The 21979-nt window shown below is 37.9% G+C and carries 22 protein-coding genes; 9 read left to right on the top strand and 13 right to left on the bottom strand.

Annotated elements, in window-relative coordinates; all coding sequences use genetic code 11:
- Nucleotides 1-279 precede the first annotated feature (279 nt).
- Complete coding sequence (locus tag H0185_RS00060) at nt 280-540, top strand: GlsB/YeaQ/YmgE family stress response membrane protein (RefSeq protein WP_221869992.1); 261 nt, start codon at nt 280-282, stop codon at nt 538-540.
- Between the two features lie 167 nt (nt 541-707).
- Here H0185_RS00060 and H0185_RS00065 read toward each other — a convergent pair whose 3' ends face one another.
- Entirely contained in the window at nt 708-1628 is a 921-nt protein-coding gene (locus H0185_RS00065; RefSeq protein WP_221869994.1) for an RluA family pseudouridine synthase, read from the bottom strand.
- A gap of 175 nt (nt 1629-1803) precedes the next feature.
- On the opposite strand from H0185_RS00065, the gene H0185_RS00070 reads away from it, so the two are divergent.
- Both H0185_RS00070 and H0185_RS00075 read left to right on the top strand, forming a co-directional pair.
- Entirely contained in the window at nt 1804-2202 is a 399-nt protein-coding gene (locus H0185_RS00070; RefSeq protein WP_221869996.1) for a YhcU family protein, read from the top strand.
- Nucleotides 2203-2365: 163 nt separating this feature from the next.
- A complete protein-coding gene (locus H0185_RS00075; protein WP_221869998.1) occupies nt 2366-4108 on the top strand; it encodes a phospho-sugar mutase in 1743 nt (580 codons plus the stop codon).
- 71 nt (nt 4109-4179) lie between these two features.
- On the opposite strand, the gene H0185_RS00080 is transcribed toward H0185_RS00075, so the two are convergent.
- Nucleotides 4180-4446: a YhdB family protein gene (locus tag H0185_RS00080; RefSeq protein ID WP_221870000.1), complete on the bottom strand. Its 267-nt coding sequence runs from the start codon at nt 4444-4446 to the stop codon at nt 4180-4182.
- Nucleotides 4447-4706: 260 nt separating this feature from the next.
- On the opposite strand from H0185_RS00080, the gene H0185_RS00085 reads away from it, so the two are divergent.
- Both H0185_RS00085 and H0185_RS24175 read left to right on the top strand, forming a co-directional pair.
- Nucleotides 4707-6116, top strand: a complete 1410-nt coding sequence (locus H0185_RS00085; protein ID WP_221870002.1) for a SpoVR family protein — start codon at nt 4707-4709, stop codon at nt 6114-6116.
- Between the two features lie 204 nt (nt 6117-6320).
- The gene (locus H0185_RS24175; protein ID WP_281427479.1) at nt 6321-6446 is read left to right on the top strand and encodes a hypothetical protein; all 126 of its coding nucleotides are present in this window, start codon (nt 6321-6323) and stop codon (nt 6444-6446) included.
- 282 nt (nt 6447-6728) lie between these two features.
- Here the strand turns inward: H0185_RS24175 and H0185_RS00095 are convergent, their stop codons facing one another.
- On the bottom strand, nt 6729-7316 hold the full coding sequence (locus H0185_RS00095; RefSeq protein WP_221870004.1) for a YhcN/YlaJ family sporulation lipoprotein: 588 nt from the start codon (nt 7314-7316) through the stop codon (nt 6729-6731).
- A gap of 93 nt (nt 7317-7409) precedes the next feature.
- Nucleotides 7410-8027 carry a DUF3939 domain-containing protein gene (locus tag H0185_RS00100; RefSeq protein ID WP_246628932.1) on the bottom strand — a complete coding sequence of 206 codons (618 nt, stop codon included), beginning with the start codon at nt 8025-8027 and terminating at the stop codon, nt 7410-7412.
- 598 nt (nt 8028-8625) lie between these two features.
- Between H0185_RS00100 and H0185_RS00105 the strand changes: the two genes are divergently transcribed.
- Nucleotides 8626-8988, top strand: coding sequence for a hypothetical protein (locus H0185_RS00105; RefSeq protein WP_221870006.1), 363 nt, complete (start codon nt 8626-8628; stop codon nt 8986-8988).
- 258 nt (nt 8989-9246) lie between these two features.
- On the opposite strand, the gene H0185_RS00110 is transcribed toward H0185_RS00105, so the two are convergent.
- From H0185_RS00110 to H0185_RS00130, 5 genes are all read right to left on the bottom strand, one after another.
- Nucleotides 9247-10632: a hemolysin family protein gene (locus tag H0185_RS00110; protein WP_221870008.1), complete on the bottom strand. Its 1386-nt coding sequence runs from the start codon at nt 10630-10632 to the stop codon at nt 9247-9249.
- Between the two features lie 377 nt (nt 10633-11009).
- A complete protein-coding gene (locus H0185_RS00115) occupies nt 11010-11570 on the bottom strand; it encodes a GNAT family N-acetyltransferase (protein WP_221870282.1) in 561 nt (186 codons plus the stop codon).
- Nucleotides 11571-11698: 128 nt separating this feature from the next.
- Nucleotides 11699-12823, bottom strand: coding sequence for a histidine kinase N-terminal domain-containing protein (locus tag H0185_RS00120; protein ID WP_221870010.1), 1125 nt, complete (start codon nt 12821-12823; stop codon nt 11699-11701).
- Nucleotides 12824-12986: 163 nt separating this feature from the next.
- Nucleotides 12987-13859, bottom strand: coding sequence for a cation diffusion facilitator family transporter (locus H0185_RS00125; protein WP_221870012.1), 873 nt, complete (start codon nt 13857-13859; stop codon nt 12987-12989).
- A gap of 647 nt (nt 13860-14506) precedes the next feature.
- The gene (locus H0185_RS00130) at nt 14507-14821 is read right to left on the bottom strand and encodes an HPr family phosphocarrier protein (protein WP_221870014.1); all 315 of its coding nucleotides are present in this window, start codon (nt 14819-14821) and stop codon (nt 14507-14509) included.
- A gap of 172 nt (nt 14822-14993) precedes the next feature.
- Here H0185_RS00130 and iadA point away from each other — a divergent pair, with 172 nt between their 5' ends.
- Nucleotides 14994-16169 carry a beta-aspartyl-peptidase gene (iadA, locus tag H0185_RS00135; RefSeq protein WP_221870015.1) on the top strand — a complete coding sequence of 392 codons (1176 nt, stop codon included), beginning with the start codon at nt 14994-14996 and terminating at the stop codon, nt 16167-16169.
- 384 nt (nt 16170-16553) lie between these two features.
- Nucleotides 16554-17933 carry a class II fumarate hydratase gene (gene fumC, locus H0185_RS00140; RefSeq protein ID WP_221870017.1) on the top strand — a complete coding sequence of 460 codons (1380 nt, stop codon included), beginning with the start codon at nt 16554-16556 and terminating at the stop codon, nt 17931-17933.
- Between the two features lie 211 nt (nt 17934-18144).
- Here fumC and H0185_RS00145 read toward each other — a convergent pair whose 3' ends face one another.
- On the bottom strand, nt 18145-18345 hold the full coding sequence (locus tag H0185_RS00145) for an alpha/beta-type small acid-soluble spore protein (RefSeq protein WP_221870019.1): 201 nt from the start codon (nt 18343-18345) through the stop codon (nt 18145-18147).
- A gap of 323 nt (nt 18346-18668) precedes the next feature.
- Here H0185_RS00145 and H0185_RS00150 point away from each other — a divergent pair, with 323 nt between their 5' ends.
- Nucleotides 18669-18911 (top strand): hypothetical protein, encoded by a 243-nt coding sequence (locus H0185_RS00150; protein WP_221870021.1) that lies wholly within the window; start codon nt 18669-18671, stop codon nt 18909-18911.
- A gap of 45 nt (nt 18912-18956) precedes the next feature.
- Here H0185_RS00150 and H0185_RS00155 read toward each other — a convergent pair whose 3' ends face one another.
- From H0185_RS00155 to H0185_RS00165, 3 genes are all read right to left on the bottom strand, one after another.
- The gene (locus H0185_RS00155) at nt 18957-20054 is read right to left on the bottom strand and encodes an ABC transporter ATP-binding protein (RefSeq protein ID WP_221870023.1); all 1098 of its coding nucleotides are present in this window, start codon (nt 20052-20054) and stop codon (nt 18957-18959) included.
- A 117-nt stretch (nt 20055-20171) separates the two neighbouring features.
- The gene (locus tag H0185_RS00160) at nt 20172-21077 is read right to left on the bottom strand and encodes a PucR family transcriptional regulator (protein ID WP_221870025.1); all 906 of its coding nucleotides are present in this window, start codon (nt 21075-21077) and stop codon (nt 20172-20174) included.
- Between the two features lie 645 nt (nt 21078-21722).
- Nucleotides 21723-21935, bottom strand: coding sequence for a YheE family protein (locus tag H0185_RS00165; protein WP_221870027.1), 213 nt, complete (start codon nt 21933-21935; stop codon nt 21723-21725).
- Between the last annotated feature and the right edge of the window lie 44 nt (nt 21936-21979).

Genomic DNA, 21979 nt, shown 5'->3' on the forward strand with positions numbered 1-21979 from the left:
AAGTTTAGGACAAATTTGAACCGGGAACACAAAAAGTACAATACAAAAAAAGTGAAAATCCCGGTTTTAATACCGTTCACATAGATAGAAGCGATTGCTACCAAGGCAGTCGCTTTTTATATTGTAAATATTCCCTGTTATGAAAGTGAGTAAATTAGATTTAACTTTCACATACTTGTGGATAAGGGATGTTTTCATCCTTAAAGATTGTAAAAGTCCATTCAGGTAGACCATTGATATTGGAATCAATCACTTCAATTACTAAAGGAGGATCATTGAATGTTTAGTTTTCTGTGGTCATTGATCATTGGAGGAATTATCGGTTGGTTAGCAGGACTAATCATGGGGAGAGACATCCCAGGTGGAGTCATAGGAAATATTATTGCTGGTTTTATTGGTGCATGGCTAGGGCAGGCGATTTTAGGCTCATGGGGTCCAATTGTCGGAGGCTTTGCGGTTCTTCCAGCTTTAATTGGAGCTCTTGCGATTGTCTTTATTGCTAGCCTGATTTTCAGAAGTATGAAAAAATCAACAGATTAAGTAATTGAATAATTTGGCATTCCGTTATCGAAAGAGCGGGTCAAATCTCATAAAAAAATCCTTCCGGCTACGGAAGGATTTTTTTGTGGATATTTCGTAGATAGAACTTGGAACCTACAAGGTAGCTAAGCGTACGTGAAATTTGACAGTAGGATTTCTTATTATTTTTATAAAGAGTAAGGATCGATATCCCTAAAAATCGGCGGCTGATCTTGAAATGGTGCATGACATACAATGGTTTCGCCTGTAAAAGGATGGATGAATTCAATTTTAACTGCATGTAGTGCCTGACGTTTAAAGACATTACTGCCACCATATAAAACATCACCAGAAAGTGGATATCCGAGGTCGCTTAAGTGAACACGTATCTGATGCGTTCGCCCTGTATCTAGTGAACAGCGAATAAGTGTCCTTTTTTCCTTATGAAGGCGCTGGATGACTTCAAAATGGGTTATTGCAGGCTGACCAGTCTGAGATACCCTCCTCCTAACCGGGTGATGGCGATCTCGTCCAATAGGTTTGTTAATTGTTCCTTTGCTCTTCATCATAAGACCATCAGTCATTGCAAGATAGGTACGTTTAATTTTACGCTCTTCAAGCATTCTATCTAGAATGGCGCCAATCAGTGCATGTTTGGCAAAGAGAACCGTTCCCGTTGTGTCACGATCGAGTCTGTGAATATGGCGAGGATTTAAACTTTCACCTTTTGCTTCCAAATGGAAGGCCGCAGCATTTAACAGGGTATTCTTTTCACCTGGCTCGTTAGGATGCGTATCCATATTGGCTGGTTTATTAAAGATCATTAGATGATCGTCTTCATACAAAAGTTCAACATCTAAAAAGGTAGGGGAAACCTGGTATGCTTCGGGCTGAAAAAGTTTTATTTGCAGCTTATCGCCTGTGATTAGCTGCTTATTCCAGTTTGGCGGTTCGCCGTTGATCTGAATCTTCTTTTCCATCCTTAAAGCATGCATCAACTTTTTAGGTGCTTTCCAAACACTTCTTAATAGAAAGTCTAGCGTAAAAGTGGTCCATTGTACTGGGACCGTAAATTCACACCACTGTCCTTTTTTTCTAGTTGCTATCATAAATTTTCTCCTTTTTATACTTGTTTTTCCATTTGGCTGGCTTCTAGGTTGAAACCACTGCTAGACCAGCATTTTTCGGTTTTCTATGGTCATAATTACCACACTATAATAACTTGGTTCTATGTTATCCTAGTTTTATCTAAGTGGAGAAAAAGGTACTAAAGGTGGGTTATCATTGAAGATTGTATTTGCGTCAACACCAGGTCAAGTAGAAAAAGTGGTAGAGCTTGCTAATTATTTTTATAGTAGTATTTTACCACTCTATTTTACTGATGAAGACATCAAAGAATTTGAAAAGCATAAGGTCCTTTATACAACAAAGGAGCAAATTGAAAATTTTAATACACTAGGAGATGCTTTCCGTGTTATCACAAGCCTGCAGACAATCATTTCTATTTTAGAGTCTCAGGATCTTTCACACAAGTATTCACCAGTGTTTGAGAAAAATGCACAAACCTTAAGGGAGTTCGGAATTTATTTTCCTTTTCAATTTAATGAGTTTATTGCTGCTCTGCGGACTGGGAACGATTTTATAAGTATATATTCCAAAGCGGCTAATCATTATTTGGTTTAATTCAAATAACGATTAGTATACATTAGACATTAGACGCCTACAAAATTGTAGGCGTTTTTTTCTATCCAATAAAGAATGCGGTGGTTTTTGAAATCTCCTTTCCGTTTACTGGAAGATTATATTATAATGTAAATTATATGATTTTTTAATGGGAGGACTTACTATGGATTGGAAGGCAAAGGCCCAAAAATGGCTTGAATACGAAAATTTAGATCATGAACTTAAACAAGAGTTAGAACAATTAAAGAATAATGAAGTTGGCCTTGAAGAGGCTTTTTACAAAGACTTAGAATTTGGGACAGGTGGGATGAGAGGAGAAATTGGCGCCGGAACCAACCGGATGAACTTATATACAATTAGAAAAGCATCAGCCGGTTTAGCAACTTTCATCGAGGAAAATGGGGAAGAAGCGAAAAAACGTGGCGTTGTGATTGCATACGATTGTAGACATAAATCTCCAGAGTTTGCGATGGAGGCTGCTAAAACTCTTGCTACAAGAGGCATACATACATATGTTTTTGAAGAATTACGTCCCACACCGGTTTTAAGTTTCGCTGTTCGCTACCTGAATGCTTTCGCAGGAATTGTGATAACAGCTAGTCACAATCCTCCGGAATATAATGGGTACAAAGTATACGGAGAAGATGGTGCTCAATTACCGCCAAATTCAGCGGATACAGTCATTGACAGAGTGAATCAGATTGAAAACGAGTTAAATATTACTGTCTCTGATGAGCAAAAGCTAATCGATGAGGGTCTCATTCAAATGATTGGCTCAGACGTTGATCAAGCTTATCTAGAAAAGTTATTAACGATTTCTGAGAACCCCGAACTTCCTAATGAAACAGAGGTTAAAGTGGTCTTTACACCACTTCACGGAACGGCTAATATCCCTGTTCGAAAAGGCCTAGAGGCGATGAACTATGCGAATGTAACGATAGTTAAGGAACAGGAACAACCTGACCCAGAGTTTTCAACGGTGAAAAGTCCGAATCCAGAGGAACACGCTGCCTTTGAACTTGCAATTAAAGAAGGAAAAAAAGTAGATGCGGATCTTTTAATTGCGACAGATCCAGATGCTGATCGCTTGGGGATAGCTGTTAAAGATAACCAAGGCGAATATACCGTCCTAACAGGTAATCAAACTGGGGCTTTGTTACTTCACTATATTCTTACGCAGAAAAAGGAAAAAGGAACGCTTCCGAACAATGGATTAGTTTTAAAGACCATTGTCACATCAGAATTAGGAGCAGCGGTCGCTAAATCATTTGGACTTGAAACAATGGATGTGTTGACCGGCTTTAAATTTATTGCTGAAAAAATAAATCAGTTTGAGCAAACAAATGAGTACAAGTTCTTATTTGGATATGAAGAGAGTTACGGATATTTAATAGGGGATTTTGCACGTGATAAGGATGCAGTGCAGGCTGCTGTTCTTGCAGTTGAGGTCTGTGCGTATTACAAAAAGAAGGGCTTATCTTTATATGACGCATTGCTAAATATTTTTGATGAGTTTGGCTATTACCAGGAAGGCCTGCGGTCGTTGACTCTTAAGGGCAAGGAAGGGGCAGAACTCATTCAAAAAACATTAGCTGCCTTCCGAGCTGAAAAGTTGACCAATATCAATGGCTTAAAAGTTGCTGCAATTGAAGATTATTTAACAAGTACACGAATCAAAACAAATGGTGGAGAAGAACAGATTGATTTGCCAAAATCCAATGTTCTAAAATATCTCCTTGAGGACGGATCTTGGATGTGCCTTCGTCCATCAGGAACCGAGCCAAAGATTAAGTTTTATTTTGGGGTAAGTAGCAACAGTTTTGATGAAAGTAAGAAAAAATTATCTGATATTGAGCAAAAGCTAATGGACCTTGTGGAAGAAAAGATGGAAGCAGTAAAAAATTAATAATGAAAAACGGCACCTTTAGCAGGTGCCGTTTTTTATTGGTGGAATTCGGTGCGTTATGGAAAAACCAGTCAAATTGTCGTATTCATGCTCATTTCATCCACAGGCTCGAGTGTATCTGGCTCCGTCATTCCGTTGGCATGGTCGATGTACCTTAGCAGGGAATACAAGTGTTTTTCAATAACTGTATAGTCCTTTTCAAAATTGTATGCATGTAGAAAATGCTCAATTTTTTTGGAAAGGAACTGATCCTCCGTTCGAACCATAAGGATTAATAAATTATCCCATTGGGAACGGTGGGTATAGTAAAGCGCGCGATCATAATCCACTTTATTCATTAAGCATTCCTCCTTACGAGGAGTTGATACTATTATATGACTTTCATGAGGAAATCAACTGTGAAAAACTTGGTCTTGTTGTCATATAAGGACTTTCAATATCTGCCTGTATAAAATAGGTGATTTAGTGGAAAGGTATGGTGTCTTTTTATCGTTATTTAAGTTTTTTACTTGGTTTTTTTAGACAGAGTTACAAGCTCGCTCATCTTTCTCACTTTTTTCTCATACATTGAGTATAAGAAAAGAAAGGGGGAGAGCCGGTGTCAGCTGATAGCAAGTCGTTAGAGTATGCGATATCTGAAATCACTGAGATCGCCCGCGGATTCGGTTTAGATTTTTATCCAATGAGATATGAGGTCTGTCCAGCCGATATCATTTATACGTTTGGGGCATATGGAATGCCTACGCGATTCTCGCACTGGAGCTTTGGAAAGCAATACCACAAAATGAAGTTGCATTATGATTTGGGTTTATCGAAAATATATGAGCTCGTGATCAATTCGAATCCTTGTTATGCCTTTTTACTGGATTCGAATGCCTTAATTCAAAATAAGCTTATAGTGGCACATGTTCTTGCTCATTGTGATTTCTTTAAAAATAATGTCCGTTTTCAAAATACAAAGCGGGACATGGTAGAGAGTATGGCGGCAACTGCAGAGCGGATTAGGAGTTATGAAATTGAACATGGGAAGCAAGAAGTGGAGAACTTCTTAGACGCCGTCCTTGCTATTGAAGAGCATATAGATCCGTCTTTAATGAGGCCAAAATTATCTTGGTCAATGGACGACGTTGACTTTGAAGAAGAAACAGTAATTGAGACTCCATATGATGACTTATGGAGCCTTGATGAACAGAAAAAACCAGTTGAAAAACGTGTTAAGAAAATGAAAAAGTTTCCTCCTAAACCAGAGAAAGACCTGCTATTATTCATTGAAAGTTATAGCCGGGAGCTTACAGATTGGCAACGGGATATCCTAACGATGATGAGAGAAGAAATGCTTTATTTTTGGCCACAATTAGAAACCAAAATTATGAATGAAGGTTGGGCTTCTTATTGGCATCAACGAATCATTCGAGAAATGGATTTAACCCCTGGAGAAGCAATTGAATTTGCGAAGTTAAATGCTGGAGTTGTCCAGCCATCTAAGACAGGAATCAACCCGTATTACCTCGGTTTGAAGGTTTTAGAAGATATTGAAGAGCGGTATAATAACCCAACAAAAGAAATGATTGAGCGTGGAGTTAAACCTGGTTCTGGGCGAGAGAAAATATTTGAAGTACGGGAAATTGAGTCCGATATCTCTTTTTTAAGGAACTATTTAACAAAGGACCTTGTCATGCGCGAGGATATGTACCTGTTCCAAAAACAAGGCAAGGAATATAAAATTGTTGATAAAGAATGGGAACAGGTCCGAGATCAATTGGTTGGGATGAGAGTGAATGGTGGTTTCCCATACTTAATGGTTGTAGATGGAGATTACCAAAAGAATGGAGAACTGTACATCAAGCATAGTTATGAGGGAATTGAACTAGACATCAAGTATCTTGAAAAGGTTCTTCCTTATATGCATCAACTATGGGGCCGGAAGACGCATATCGAAACGATTGTAGAAGATCGGACGATGTTGTTTACCTATGATGGAAAAGGAATTCACAGAAAATATTTATAACCTTAACTAGCAGTAAAACCTCATGGTTTTACTGCTTTTTGTGACTTTGTAAAATCGTCAACACCATAGAAGTATAATATGATACATATACCATCATTGGAAAGAGGGGAAGCTATGATAACTTCCCATTTTTAACCACATAATTTGTAAGCAATTTACTGTGACTCAAATTATAAAGGATGATATAATCGGGAAACAGTACCGATGGCACTATCGATAGGAAGGAATGACAATATGCATATCACTGATGATGCAAAAGAAGTATTGAAAGAAATACTTCAAGATAAAAACACTGCTGGTATTCGCGTCTTTTTCTCAGGCTTTGGCTGAGGAGGCCCACAAATTGGACTGGCTCTGGATGAGCCGGAAGCAGAGGATAAAGTAACAACGATTAACGAAATCCAAGTTGCAATTGATCCACAGATTGAGGATCATATTGAAGGATTAACGTTAGATTTCGATAAACAACAAAACGGTCTTGTTCTTACGGGGAATGAAAGTGACTGTTGTTAAAAAATACGAAAAAAAAGCAGCAGTGAATGAACTGCTGCTTTTTTCTATCGTATTGTTTAGCTTTAGTGAGAGTAGGCTAGGGCTGAAGGTTCTTTCTTGTTAACGAGCATCTGGAAAGATTCTTCTAATTGTTTCGGAAAAATCATCGATATAATCACTAGTAGGTGTCCCTGACTTTAAATATCGTTCATAGGTTTCCATTTTACGATAAAATTCAGGGTTATTTGCGATGTGAACAGCTTCCGCATTTTCTACATTTGCTGTTACAATCTGGGTAATCTTCGTTCGAAGATCATCCGTTATATTTTTATGATGGGAATCTAATTGAACTGCAACAAAGGCATTATTATCTGTCTCAACAATAATCGCATCACTAACATCATCGATCAGTGCGACTTGGTCCGCGGTAACTTCCTCTAAGGAGACTTGAGTTTGAGTGTTCGTAATTTGCGGAGATGGCTCCACCTTCGTTATTTTCATTCTTTTATCATCTAGATGGTCACCAGTGTGGTCGCTGTTGATTTCAACTCCGTTTGTAGTATCAAAGGAATTATCTTCCCCAATTGTATCTCTTCCAGTAAAATCTAAGGTTTTAGGATTTACCTCTTCATCCATACTAACGGAACACCCTGCAGAAATTAAAGTTAAAAATAAGAGCAAACCCAGTATTAAAGTTTTCTTAATCAAGTGCATCATCCTTTTTCCAGCTTTTTCATGGTTAGGATGCCAAAAAGTTGCTAAACTATACTAAAAAACACGGGATGTACTCCCGTGTTTTTCCTACTCTTCTGCCTTTTTTCCTTTTGGTTTTTCATGACTTAACAAGCCATCATAATCGGTTATATACAAATCAATATCTGGTTTCTGTTCAAGATAGCGTTCTTGCATTAATAAATAATAATTAACTCTTCGAAGTGGATCGTATGGAAGCATAGGATATTTCTTTTGTTCTTTCACAAATTGATCAACTGCTTTTTGCACCTTATCAATGACTGGCGGGATATCCTTATCCATTTCTTCAAAAATATCGTAGGTTTCCTTGGACATATAGAATGTCTTAGATGGAATTCCTTTTAATGTGTGTGCTAGTTGTTTGAAATCAATGCTATGGTCGTCATTGACTAGAATCGTTCGATACACACCTTTTGGGAGTTTATCAGAAAACTTCCTGACCGCTTTTACAACTTCATCGAGTGTGACATCAATAACCGGCCACTCAGGTGTCTCGTCCTTTTTACTATTAGAATTTTTCTTATTTATCTGTGCCTCTTTTTTCTTTTTGTCAGAGCTTTTTAAGGATTTATTAAACAGTAAATAATAAATAAACCCACCAATTACTAAAAATACTAGCACTCCAATTATGATAAATGTTGGATGAAAGTTAAGTATTCCGTCCAATCTACTTCCTCCCTTATACCCTCCAAGGATAATTAAATCTAAGGAAATTTAATTCTGCATCACCTTGAAGGTTTTTTATAAAGTCTCGTTTGGCTTTAGTTTTTTTAGCAATCCTACATTCTCATTGAAAAATAACTCATTCTAAATATATATGCGTGCTTTTCAATATCGCCCCTAATGATAAGAAGTTTTGCCACTTTCTTAGGAGTTTCTAGAGCGGAGCATCATATCAATACAATCAAAATGATAGAAACATCAAAGGGTAATTCCAAAAGTTCGAAATAAGAGGGGGAGTGTTAGAGTACATATTAATACCCTTTCTGCAGTGATTACAGAAAGTAGAGAGGGAGCTGAGGTTACGTTTATCTATATCCATTATATAAAAAATACTTTGAATTTTCATTACCTTTAATACTTAAACAAAATTTCCCTGTTAATTTTATTAATAACCTAAGGTTTTGGGTAGTAGTTTTGAATACTTCATGACATTTCTTCTAAACCAGCTATAAAAAAATGTGATTTCTTTGTTTTGTAACATATTAAAGTAGGTAACGATGTTAAAATAAGGCTAAATTTAGTAACAACGGGGAGCTAAACTATGGACAAAAAATTAGACCAACTTTTTGAAACTCTTTTAGATGTAAAAACGAAAATGGATCTATTAGGTGATAAAGTGGATAAAATAGAAAAACGTTTAAATGGTCTTGGAAAGGTCGATAGCATTGAGCATCGTGTGACCTCAAATCAGATTGATATTACAGATATTAAAGAAGCTCTTGAACGAATGGAAGAACTCCAAAACGAGAAGATTGAACATATTCTTAAGGGAGTCGTGGAAAGCCTCGATCATAAAAGTACTAGGCAAATCAATACGATTCGAAAGCGGTTAGATTCCCATCTCCTAATGATGGGGCGAATGGAAGAGGATGTATTAATTTTAAAAGAAGAAAAGAATCAATAGTCAAGGAAGAGCCTGCAGTTATTGTAGGTTCTTTTTTCATGTGTATTGAAATGAACCAATGATATAAAGAATCTGTACAGTGGCACACAAATTTAAAATCGAGTAGAAATTAGCGGTTTTTCGAAAAAGAGCCAAGTAAAAAAGCCATCCAGGCTACTGACTTCACTGACGTCGTCCTAGATGGCTTTGTAAATTCCATAATCCTATAGATTTGTATGCAAATAAAAAAGGGGGAAATCCAGCCCCCTTAAGTAATTCTTATGAAAGTACTTCAGAATTTGGAATTTGAAAGGAATCACGACCGTCGGACTTCTTTAAGTTAACATTCGACTCAAGCGTGGTCGGTTGTTGCTCCTGTTTGGTTACCTCGATATATTTTATGTGATGTTCTTCCATTTCGAGAATTTTAAATGTATATGACTCGAAATGTAAGGAGTCCCCTTGTTTAACATTGAAGTTCTCCGTCAACATCCACCCACCAACCGTATCAAACTCGCCTTCTTCAATTTCAATGTTTAGAAGTTCATTTAACTCCGTTACTAGTAATTTTGCATCGATAATAAACTGGTTATCATTCATCTTCTGAATCATTGGTACTTCATCCATATCGAACTCATCTCGAATCTCGCCAACAATTTCCTCAAGGATGTCTTCGACCGTAACTAGACCTGAGGTACCACCGTATTCATCCATTAGAATCGCCATATGGATTCTGTCCTTTTGCATTTTTACCAAAAGGTCATGAATCGGAATCGTGTCAATCACCCGAATAATAGGTCTACAGTAGTCAGCAAGTGTTTTGTTGCGGACGCCTGGGTTCGAAATTAAATCAGTCATTACTTCTTTTAGATTCACTAACCCAATAACATGGTCCTTGTCGCCATCAATAATTGGGTAGCGGGTGAATTTTTCTTCTTTCACGATATTTAAGAAGTTCTCAAGTGTATCTTCTTGTTCCATTGAAATGATCTCTGTTCGCGGAACCATAATTTCTTTGGCGATACGATTATCAAATTCAAAAATTTTATTTACATACTTAAACTCTGATTGGTTTATCTCGCCACTTTTAAAGCTTTCAGATAGAATGACGCGAAGCTCTTCCTCAGAGTGAGCAAGTTCATGTTCCGAGACAGTTTTTAGCCCCACAGAACGTGTTAAAATTCTCGCAGAGCGTTTCAAGACCCAAATAAAGGGGTACATGATTTTATAGAACAAAGTAAGTGGACGAGCTGTTAAAAGTGTTACGACCTCAGCCTTTTGAACAGCGAGCGTTTTTGGTGCAAGTTCTCCAACAACGACATGCACGAAGGTTATTAATAAAAACGCGATGCCTATTGAAAGAACATAGCTAGCGCCGGCAAGGATTTCAACATTTCGAAAGACAAGCTCTAACATTCGAGCAACAGTCGTTTCTCCAAGCCATCCAATGGCTAGTGTGGTTACTGTAATTCCGAGCTGGCAAGCTAACAAGTATTCATCCAAGTTGGAAATCACCTTTTTTGCTGTACTTGCACTCCTCTTACCTTCTTCAATTAACTGATCGATCCTGGAACTTCTCACTTTCACAATCGCAAATTCTGATACAACAAAAAATGCTGTAAAAGCAATTAAAATGGCTATCCAAACCAAGTTAAATATGTCCAAATAGATCCCTTAGCCTGTAAGGATTTACAGGTAAGGAGTCACCTCCCAATAAACTAAGATTAAAGCCTGTAATCCGTAAAAAACGTACGATAATTATAGAATACTAATGTAATATATTACCTTTCTGCCGTTTCCTAGTGCATACATCTTCGGCAGAGAAAGGAATGATGTTAGTTCCAACTCAGGACCGAAGCTTTTGCTGCTAGGACAACGATACGACAAATTACCCCATCCTATCACCTCAGCTTTTTTATTTTACCTATTATTATACCACAATTTGAGGTATCTCGCTTAATTATAATATTGTATGTGTAGGGAGCATAGTATATGAAGCTTCGATGGAAAACTGCCTGGAAAATTTTTTCTTTTTTTATTTTTTAATGATTTGGTGATATTAGGTTATGCCAATCTCTAGCTAACATTCCATAAATTGCTAGGTCATGGAATTTTCCATAGAGATTTTCTCCGTCACGGATAATTCCTTCCTGACTAAAGCCAAGACGCTCAGGGATAGCTCGGCTTTTATAATTGCGAACTCCACAGCGAATTTCTACTCTATTTAGGCCTAAACTGAAGAAAAGATGATTTAGTAAAGCTTTAACAGCGCGTGTCATAATGCCTTTTCCCTGTGCGGAATGTGCCAGATAGTATCCGATACTTGTTTGTGAATGATTCCAATCAATATGGTGTAAGCCTATACTTCCTACCAACTCTCCCTTGTAACGAATACCAGCATTAAAGCCATTGTTTTCGGCAAACTGCTTTAACCATAAAGGGATAACACTATGGTAGGAAGCAGGGGAGACCATATTGTCTACCCAAGGAAGCCATTCACGTAAATACAGCCTATTTGAGTCCACGAGCCAATAGAGCTCGGTAGCGTGCTGGAGTTCAAAAAGTTGAAGTTCAATTTCATCATCTACTTTTAAGGTAAACATCATATGGCCCTCCATATTCTCTTCTTTTCACTCATGATTTTTTAAATTAAGGAATTTTTGATATGCATATTCCTATTGTATGAGATAAGCAATTAAACCCGTGAATCCAATTCACGGGTTTTTGTTCATTAAGGTTTCGCCAGGGGGAGAAGAATGACAAATTCCGTTCGGTCTTGGATAGAAGAACAAGCTAAAAAACCTTTATGTTTCTCAATAATTTCGCGTGATACAAATAGTCCTAAGCCTGTTCCTAGTTTTTTTGTGGTCACAAACGGTTCAAAAATCGATTTCACCATATTGTCTGGAATCGATGGCCCGTTATTGGCAATTTCTAGCTTAATATGTTCTTGATTGATTGTATATGCACGAATTTCTATTTTTGGATCTTCTCGATATTGGCTTAGTACATCAATGGCATTAAAGACAATATTAATAAGTACTTGTCTGATCTCGTCTGCGTACCCGACTAATTCCATTTCTTCATGTGTTTCTTTTATGACTTTCACGTTTGTGTCAAGAATACTTGGGTAGAGGAAGTTTAGCACTTCATCAATCATTTGATTAAGGGAAAATTGAGTTTTCTCTTTTCCGATTAACTCTTTCTTAGATAAGAGCAGGAATTGAGATATCCTGAAATTTAATTGGTCTAACTCATTTTTTATAATATCAAGATACTTCATTTCTGGGTGGTCGGCCTTTAGAAGTTGGATAAACCCCTGGATGGAAGTAAGTGGGTTGCGAAATTCATGAATAAAGCTTGAAGTCATTTGCCCAAGGAGTGTCAATCTGTCTTTATGTGTTGAGTTGATAAATTCTGTTTTCTCTTCAATGATTTTATTTTTATGTTCGGAATAATAAGACACTGCGTAATATAAGAAATGGTCGAAACAATAATTTATTCTGTTAATAGAGTCTTGAAGGAGTTCTCCATCAAGATCTAGTTTGTTTAAATTTGCATAAATCAAGGATCGACCGAGATTCACATTATAAACAAAATTCCCTATGTTACTACTTGCTTGTACACGTTCGTCACCGATTTTTACTGCTAATCTTTCAATATAAGGCGTTAATTCTTGGTCTGTTTGTGAAAAGATCCCTAAGATGATTTGGAACATTTGTGTTGCGTTCCCTTTCATGTCATCTTTATATGGATCATCTCCATCAACCTTTATCTTGGAATTCCACTCAAGGAGTAGATTATCTTTTTCTAACTCAAGAAATTCTTGCAACCTTTTTTGAGTTATTGCATGCATGGCTTCCTCCCTCACTTCACCAAATACGGTATTCTACTTTATTCTGTCTTTATTTAAAAAATCCTTTAGTAAATATTGTAAAAGGGGTGATTAAAATAAAAAATACTGCCAGAGTCCTATGGCAGTATCTTCATTATGACTTTGTTCTGACAGCGATAGTCGCTTATTCAATCGTGAGTGGTTCTATATGGATCGTTGCGCTCTGGACATTGCATTCTTTCTCAAGTCGATTCTCTATTTTTTCCGTAATACTATGGCTTTCGATCACATTTAACTTTGGGTTCACGCGGATGGTCGCTTCCACTAGGACTTGATTCCCGTGCATCCTTGCTTTAATGTCGGTAACTTCATGGACACCGTTCGTAGTTTGGACGGTGTCTTTGATTCTATCCAAAGAATGGGTATCAAACCCGTCTGTAAGAGTATGGGTAGATTCGTAAAAGATGGACCAAGCTGTTTTACAAATAATTAAACCAACAATAATAGCTGCAATCGTATCAATAACTGGTATTCCGAATTGTGCTCCCATAATCCCAACAAATGCCCCAATGCTAACAAGGGAATCTGAGCGATTGTCGTAGGCAATGGCTCGAATGCTGGAACTATCAATTTTTTTACTTAAGCTTAAGTTATAGCGGTATATCGCGTACATTGCTGCTGCGCAGCCAAGGGCAACCCATGCAGAAACGAGATCAGGGGTTGCGGTTTGTGCAGTAAAGATGGACTGCACGCCATCCATGATGACTTGTATCCCAACGCTTACCATGATAAAAGAAGCAACGAGGGAGGCAATCGATTCTGCCCGGTAATGCCCATATAGGTGGTTTTGGTCTGCAGGCTTTCGAGAAATTCTTAGACCTATTAAAACGGCTACTGAAGCAATGATATCCGTACTATTATTAAGTCCGTCTGCCCAAAGCGCATCAGAATGCCAGATCCAACCGGCTGTAAGCTTAACCGATGCAAGAACAAGGTACGCTAAAATACTAACCCATGCACCTTTTTCCCCAGATTTTATTTGATCATGTCTGTCCATTTATATTTCCTCCAACTATGTATACACTTTTCAAATCTATCAAACCAAGGTCATGTGGGTCTACAGAAACATTGTGTGAGACAGGAAGAAGTTTTGTCCTAATGAAATACTTTTTCGCTGCGTCCACAATCCGAATAGATTCTATTTTTCTCTGTCCTGTGCCTAAACATACCTTTATTTATAGATTACTGAATTAATCTTTGGTAAACAGTTGCATTATATTCATGCTTTTTGTGATTTGGTTACCTTGAATCTTACTTATTATTCCTGGGTAGAAAACTCGGGCTATATGGCATGCGTTCGTGTTTGTTATGGATTTTTGAGGAATAGGGAGAGGAAGGGATAAGCCATAAAGAGGATTGGCTTGACCTGACCTGTGCTAATGTCATGCATGTTTTGCCAGTTATTCTTGTCATTGTTTATATCTTGGATTTGGTTATGTATCAGGGGGGATAGATAAGCGGCTGCATATAGAGGGGGAATATCTTGTATGATTGCAAAATTAAAAAGAAAATGTGCGACATGTTCAATAAAGAGTACTTCCGTCGCAATCTGTAGGAGACAAGCAACCATGATAATCAACCTGTAAATGGGAAGGGGGACATGGGCCTTCCCATTTTTATGACGATGGTCTAACTCGTATAAATTTAGAATGTATCGGAAGATTGAATGAAGGTGCGAGAGTATTTTTTGCATGGTGTTTCACTTCCTAGCATCTTTGTTAGTTGTGAGACATGTGGTTCAATATTGGTTCCTTCAATGATCATTTTCAAGTGAGTTTGTGGGTCAATGGTTAATAAAAAGGAAACGAGCTTAGGAAGGGAAGACGCATCAACAACCTTCTGTTTGCTAGATAAAAATACTGTCCCGTTCACCTTTTTTACAACTTGGTGGATATCAAGCATATTCCTGAAGGAAAACCGATTCCGGACAATTACGGTGGATGAGAGGATCTCATTCATTATCTTTAACTCCTTTTAATTCGATATATTGTTTTTTACCCCTGAATGTCAATCTTAAACTAGGTCAATGGTCGTTATTCAAGAAGGATTTTTAATGGATCTAAGGAATATTTACGGGTGACTATATCCATCCTTAAGGAAGAAGCTTAATGAGAAATAGAGGGGGCAGAGGATGCTAACTATTATAAAAAATGGAGAAGTGTATGCTCCGAACTATTTAGGGAAAAAGGATCTTCTCCTTGTTGGGAACAAGATTGGCTTTATTGAGGATCATATTGAAAAGCCTTCAGGTTTTGTTGATGTAACAGTCATTGATGCAACAGATAAGATAGTTGTTCCAGGGTTTATTGATGCACATGTTCATATTATCGGTGGTGGAGGAGAAGGGAGTTATAAAACAAGAACCCCTGAAATGCAATTAACAGATGCCACGTTGGCAGGTGTTACAACTGTTATTGGCGTTATTGGGACAGATGGAACAACTCGCTCCATGGCCTCTCTTATTGCAAAAGCCCGTGCTCTTGAAGAAGAAGGGATCACCTGTTATGTGCAAACGGGTTCCTATCAAGTACCTGTTAAAACGTTAACAGGAAAAATTGAAGACGATATCCTTTTAATTGATAAAATTATTGGTGTAGGAGAGATCGCCATTGCTGACCATCGGTCTTCCCAGCCTACATCCGAAGAGTTGGCAAAGATTGCTTCAGCTGCTCGAATTGGCGGAATGCTTTCTGGAAAATCAGGAGTTGTGAATATCCACGTAGGAGATAGCGAAGACCATCTTCAGCTGATTGAAAAGGTTGTAGAAGAGACAGCTATTCCTCTTCGCCAATTCTACCCAACTCATATCAATCGCAATCAGTCATTGTTTGAGGCAGGGATTCGGTATGCGCAAAAAGGCGGTTATGTTGATTTCACGACAAGCTCTATTCCAAAGTTTCAAAAAGAGGGTGAAGTGAAGTGTAGTATCGCGCTTCGGAGGATGCTAGAAGCTAATGTTGATGTTTCAAGAATTACGTTTACCTCAGATGCTCAGGGTAGCTTGCCAGATTTTGATTCATCCGGGGAGCTTATTGGATTAAAAATTGGTCGGATTTCTTCCTTATATGAGGAAGTGCGCGATAGCATTATGAAAGAAAATGTACCAGTTGAACTGGCTCTCCGAGTCATCACCCAAAACCCAGCTGAGATTTTAAAATTAAAACAAAAGGGGAAGGTTGAAGTTGGCAGAGATGCAGACATTGTTCTTTTACGGAAAGATAGCTTAGAAATTGACTCTGTCATAGCTCAAGGCCAAATCATGGTCGATAATGGGGAGGCTATTGTAAAAGGTACTTTTGAAGTCTAAGGAAGGACTTATGGTTGGTGTTAAACCTTCATAAAAATGTCACATAATTGCCCTATTCAAGTTCGGATTCCCCCTTATAAATATGATAATTTTAAGGAAAAGAATGATGAATGGGGGCCTACGTAATGGAAGAGTTTTCTATTACATTAAGCATTGCGAGTATTATGGTCTTAATTTATTTTATCGGATATACAATTGCCGACAAACCAGAGTAACACAGAAAGAGCTGAAGCCTAAAATGGTTTCAGCTTTTTCTTTTATCTGGCACTGGAGTTAGCTAGGATATCCGGCACGACGGCTAAATCAACCAGCTAGTTATAAACTGTAGAAATAACTGGGTATGCTTGAGAATAGAAATACTTAAAAAGCAGAGGAGGAGTTCTTTTGACCAACTTCCGCATTGAAAAGGATACAATTGGTGAAATCAAGGTTCCAGCGGATAAGTATTGGGGGGCCCAAACACAAAGAAGCAAACAGAATTTCAAAATTGGGACTGAAACCATGCCCCTTGAGGTTATTTATGCTTTTGCTCATATTAAAATGGCAGCAGCTAAAGTCAATAATCAGCTTGGTCATTTATCAGAACAACAGAAGAATGCAATTGTCCAAGCTTGTACAGAAATCCTAGAAGGCAAATTGGATGATCATTTCCCGCTTGTTGTTTGGCAAACAGGAAGTGGTACTCAGACAAATATGAATGTGAATGAGGTTATTGCGAGGCGAGGAATTGAAATCCTTGAACATAAAGGGTTGAAGGAAAATATTCATCCAAATGATGACGTAAATATGTCCCAGAGCTCGAATGACACCTTTCCAACAGCCATGCATATTTCAGCCATAATTGCCATGATAAATACCTTATTGCCTTCTCTTCAACATTTGACGTTAACGTTTAAAAAGAAGGAAGAAGAATTCGCTGATATTATTAAAATTGGTCGAACACATCTTCAGGATGCGACTCCTTTAACCTTAGGTCAGGAAATTAGTGGGTGGCGGGCGATGCTTGAAAAGAATGAAAAGATGATTAAAAGTTCATTGGTGTATCTCCAGGACCTTGCAATCGGAGGTACTGCAGTAGGAACGGGCATTAATGCGGATGAAAAGTTTGGAGTGTTAATGGCAAAAGAAATATCCCATCAAACGAACCTAGAGTTTCAGTCAGCACCTAATAAATTTCAGGCCTTAACTTCTCATGATGAACTAGTTCAAATGCACGGTACGTTAAAAGCATTGGCCACAGATTTAATGAAGATTGCCAATGATGTTCGCTGGTTAGCAAGTGGTCCGAGAAGTGGGATCGGAGAAATTAGGATACCTGCTAATGAGCCAGGGAGCTCGATCATGCCCGGAAAAGTAAACCCGACGCAAAGTGAAGCATTAACGATGGTGGTTACTCAAGTTTTTGGAAACGATGCGACGATTGCCTTTGCAGCTAGTCAGGGCAATTTTGAATTGAATGTCTTTAAACCGGTCATCATTTATAATTTCCTTCAAAGCGTAAAACTGCTTGCTGATGGAATGAAAAGTTTTAATAAAAATTGTGCAGTGGGGCTGGAAGCAAATCGTGAAACCATTCAAAACAATGTTGAAAATTCTTTAATGCTGGTAACAGCACTAAACACGCATATTGGGTACGAAAAGGCCGCGGAAATAGCCAAAATTGCCTTTAATGAAAATACAACGTTAAAAGATGCTGCCCTTAAAACCGGTTATTTAAGTGAAGAAGAATACGAACAATGGGTGAAACCCGAAAAAATGATTTAAATAAGCGCTGTTTGGTGGAGTTAATTATTAAAATTCAAGAGCAGAGTTAGTAGTAGGGTAAATTTTTGTGAACTTTTACACCGAGCAGAGGATCTAGAGTGTTCAGGTCGATTGTTTTCATTAATAGCAAAAGCCAAATGAAAAGCCTCCTTCCCGAAGGAAGGAGGCTAGCCATTATATAAAATTGTACTTTGTCGAACTTATCTTGCTATTAGCGTTGTGACCCGCTCATTTGTTGTTGCGCCATGCTTACAAGACGCTTTGTGATTTCGCCACCAACAGAACCGTTAGCACGAGAAGTTGTTTCTGCTCCAAGGTTTACACCAAATTCAGAAGCAATCTCATACTTCATTTGCTCAAGAGCTTGCTCAACACCAGGAACCAATAATTGATTAGAATTGTTACTTGCCATTAATGTTTCCTCCTTTGTGTTTTCACTAGTTGTTTTTGGGTTAGTATGGACTTGAACCAAGATGACTTATATTTAAGTCATTGCACCTGCCTAACCCTCGATGTGAATGATGTTTTCTGGAGTAAAACGGCTTGCTTTTTTAAAAGTGTGTTGCGCTGTTTTGTTTTGTTGATGTGTTGTTAATTGTATTATGAGTCGATTATTGCACTTTTATGCGATTGATTTTTATGGTATTTATTTCCTTTTCGAATCCCCTGCATGTACATATCTAATCAGAGTAAGTTGCAGACTAAAGGTATGTAACGAAAGTAGGAGGAAGGAATATGGGGATATGTCCAATTTGTAATGGGTTTGAGCAATACGCTACTCAGTGTCAAAACTGTGGAAGTAAAATGGAGAATAAGGGGCGAGAAGCAGAGTATTATGATGACTACAGCCCTTATATGCCAATCGATGAGATGAAACTTGAAGATGGATATCCGAATAATTTTCAAAATGGCGAATGCCCACATCTTTTTGTCTGTCCGAATTGTGGACAAGATCAAGTCATGATGATAAAAGAATAGACCCCAAAATTTGGGGTCTATTTTTTAAAGGTATATGCCTTTTTATTAACGAATTCTTAATTCAGATTCTTTATCAAAGAAGTGAACTTTGTTCATGTCAAAAGCAAGATCCATTTTTTCGTTTGGCTTGATGTCTGTACGAGAATCAATACGAGCAACAAAATTCTGTCCTTCAAAAGAAGAATAAACCATTGTTTCTGCTCCTGTTAATTCTGATACATCAACATTGATTTTAATTGTTGCTCCCACAGATGCATCAAGCATAACTTGCTCATCATGTAAGTCTTCTGGTCTGATTCCAAGGATAATGTCTTTTCCAACATAACCTTGGTCACGAAGGACTTTCATTTTTCCTTCTGGGACAGCAATTGTTGATTTCCCTGCAACAAATTTTCCATCTTCAAGCTTTCCATGGAAGAAGTTCATAGAAGGAGATCCGATGAAGCTAGCAACAAACACGTTTTCTGGCTTTTCGTAAACATCCTTAGGCGCTCCAACCTGCTGAATAATTCCATCTTTCATAACAACTAGACGAGTAGCCATTGTCATCGCTTCAGTCTGGTCATGTGTTACGTAAATAGTCGTAGTATCAAGACGACGGTGAAGTTTAGCGATTTCAGCACGCATTTGAACACGTAGCTTTGCATCAAGGTTAGATAACGGCTCGTCCATTAAGAAAACCTTAGCATCACGAACGATTGCACGTCCAAGCGCAACACGCTGACGCTGACCACCGGAAAGTGCTTTTGGCTTACGTTTTAGATATTCTTCAAGACCAAGGATTTTTGCTGCCTCTTGCACGCGACGGTCAATCTCATCCTTTGGAAACTTACGAAGTTTTAAACCAAATGCCATATTATCATAAACAGTCATATGTGGGTAAAGAGCATAGTTTTGGAATACCATTGCGATATCACGATCTTTTGGTGGAGTATCATTAACGCGCTTTCCATCAATCATGAAATCCCCCTTGGAAATTTCTTCAAGACCAGCGATCATTCTAAGTGTAGTAGATTTCCCGCAACCAGAAGGACCAACGAAAACGATAAATTCTTTATCTTGGATATGCAAGTTGAAGTCAGTGACAGCGGTTACATTGTTATCATAAATTTTATAGATATTTTCTAATTTTAACTCAGCCATGATTATTGCCTCCCCATGTAGTGGTAATGTGATAACTTAACTCTATCAATTGAAAGCGTTTTAATCATCGGCAAAGTGCACAAATATAGTTTGTGCACTTTTATGCATTTTGTAGAATTATGAGGAAGGTCTTTCTGCTAGTAAACAGGCAAGATAAATTGTGATGGCACTGTTAAACGTTTTAATATTCATTCCGGTAAGTTCTGTAAATTTTTCTAGCCTATATTGCAGTGTATTTCGATGAATGTAAAGTTTTTTAGCTGCTAGAGAAGTATTTGAATTGTTTTCAAGGAATACTTTCATTGATTCCAATAATTCGGAATCTTTTCGTAAAATATCAATCACATCTGATTCTAGAAGCTTTATGGGAATCGCCGGAAGACTTGCAGCAGCCAGTGATGGAAAAATCTTTTCATAAGTAAAGATTCTTTCTTTCGGTAAGAGCGAAAGACCCTCGATAAAGAGCTCTCTTTCGAGGAAGAAGGCATCGCGAATCTCCAGAGCTGTATTTCGCTTTTTCCCTATGTAAAATTCTAAACGGATAAAAAAATCATTCTCAAGAGTTGAACTAATAGAATAGAAATCGTCTTCACCATAGCCAAGATCTATCTGATCAAGAATAATGATTCCACTTTTTTCGTCAAATTGGATAAACGGTGAATCAAGGAAAAACTCTCTTAGGGCTTTGACCCATTCCGTGGAATCCGCTTTTTTAGTACTGATATGGAAGTGGATCAATCGAATCTCTTTCCCAATGTTTGTCGGAGGAGTCCCTTCGTGGAAAAGGAATTGTTGCCATTGCTTTTCTCCTTCTGTTAACTGATAAGAAGGCTTGGAGTCAACAACCTCAAATAAAGTACTTAATAGCTCTAATTGCTCATCTTGAATATCATTCTTTGGAATTCCAAGCCAAACAGGCTCACCCTGAGTATCTTTTATCCAAAAGTACTGATCAAAAGATGATTGTGGAGGTAAATTTAATAGTATGGATGTTGGAAAATAGGATTGTAATTTCTTTAGCATTTTTTCATTCCTTATGTTTAGGGTTTGTATGATTTGCTACATTTACTATAAATCAGGCAGGGCTGTCCCAGGCACTAGCGGTTCATGGGAAGTTTAGGAGCCAGGAGTTGCGCCGATAGTCATTGATTGTTAAAGAGTATGGTAAAAGAGAGGCTGTCTCAGTGCCGATAGTCATTGAATCATAAAGAGTATGGTAAAAGAGAGGCTGTCTCAGTGCCGATAGTCGTTGATTGTTAAAGAGAATGGTAAAAGAGAAGCCCTCTCAGTGCCGATAGTCGTTGAATCATAAAGAGTATGGTAAAAGAGAGGCTGTCTCAGTGCCGATAGTCGTTGATTGTTAAAGAGAATGGTAAAAGAGAAGCCCTCTCAGTGCCGATAGTCGTTGAATCATAAAGAGTATGGTAAAAGAGCAGCCCACTCAGTGCCGATAGTCGTTGAATCATAAAGAGTATGTAAAAGAGCAGCCGTCTCAATGCCGATAGTCATTGAATCATAAAGAGTATGGTAAAAGAGAGGCTGTCTCAGTGCCGATAGTCGTTGATTGTTAAAGAGAATGGTAAAAGAGAAGCCCTCTCAGTGCTGATAGTCATGAAATTTTAAAGGAAATGGTAAAAGAGGAGCCATCTCAGACTCCTATAGTTACTTCTATTTATCATATACATGGTACAACATGAGTTCATGTATTTGAGTTTCAACCTTTTTCAAGTCTTCTTCGTTTGGTTTTGTTTCAGACCATTCGATCGCACCGTTTTGATGATAGATTCCATTATATCTTTGTTTAAGGTAATAAAAAGAAAAATGCCATCCTGGAATATCTGCGTTCTCATATAGCGGTTTATACTGAAAATGAGTTAACATAACTGATTCCCCCTTACCATACATTGTAACTTTTTTAGGGAGAG

The sequence above is a fragment of the Mesobacillus maritimus genome, from assembly GCF_019749255.1.
GTDB classification, from domain to species: Bacteria; Bacillota; Bacilli; order Bacillales; family Cytobacillaceae; genus Mesobacillus_B; species Mesobacillus_B maritimus_A.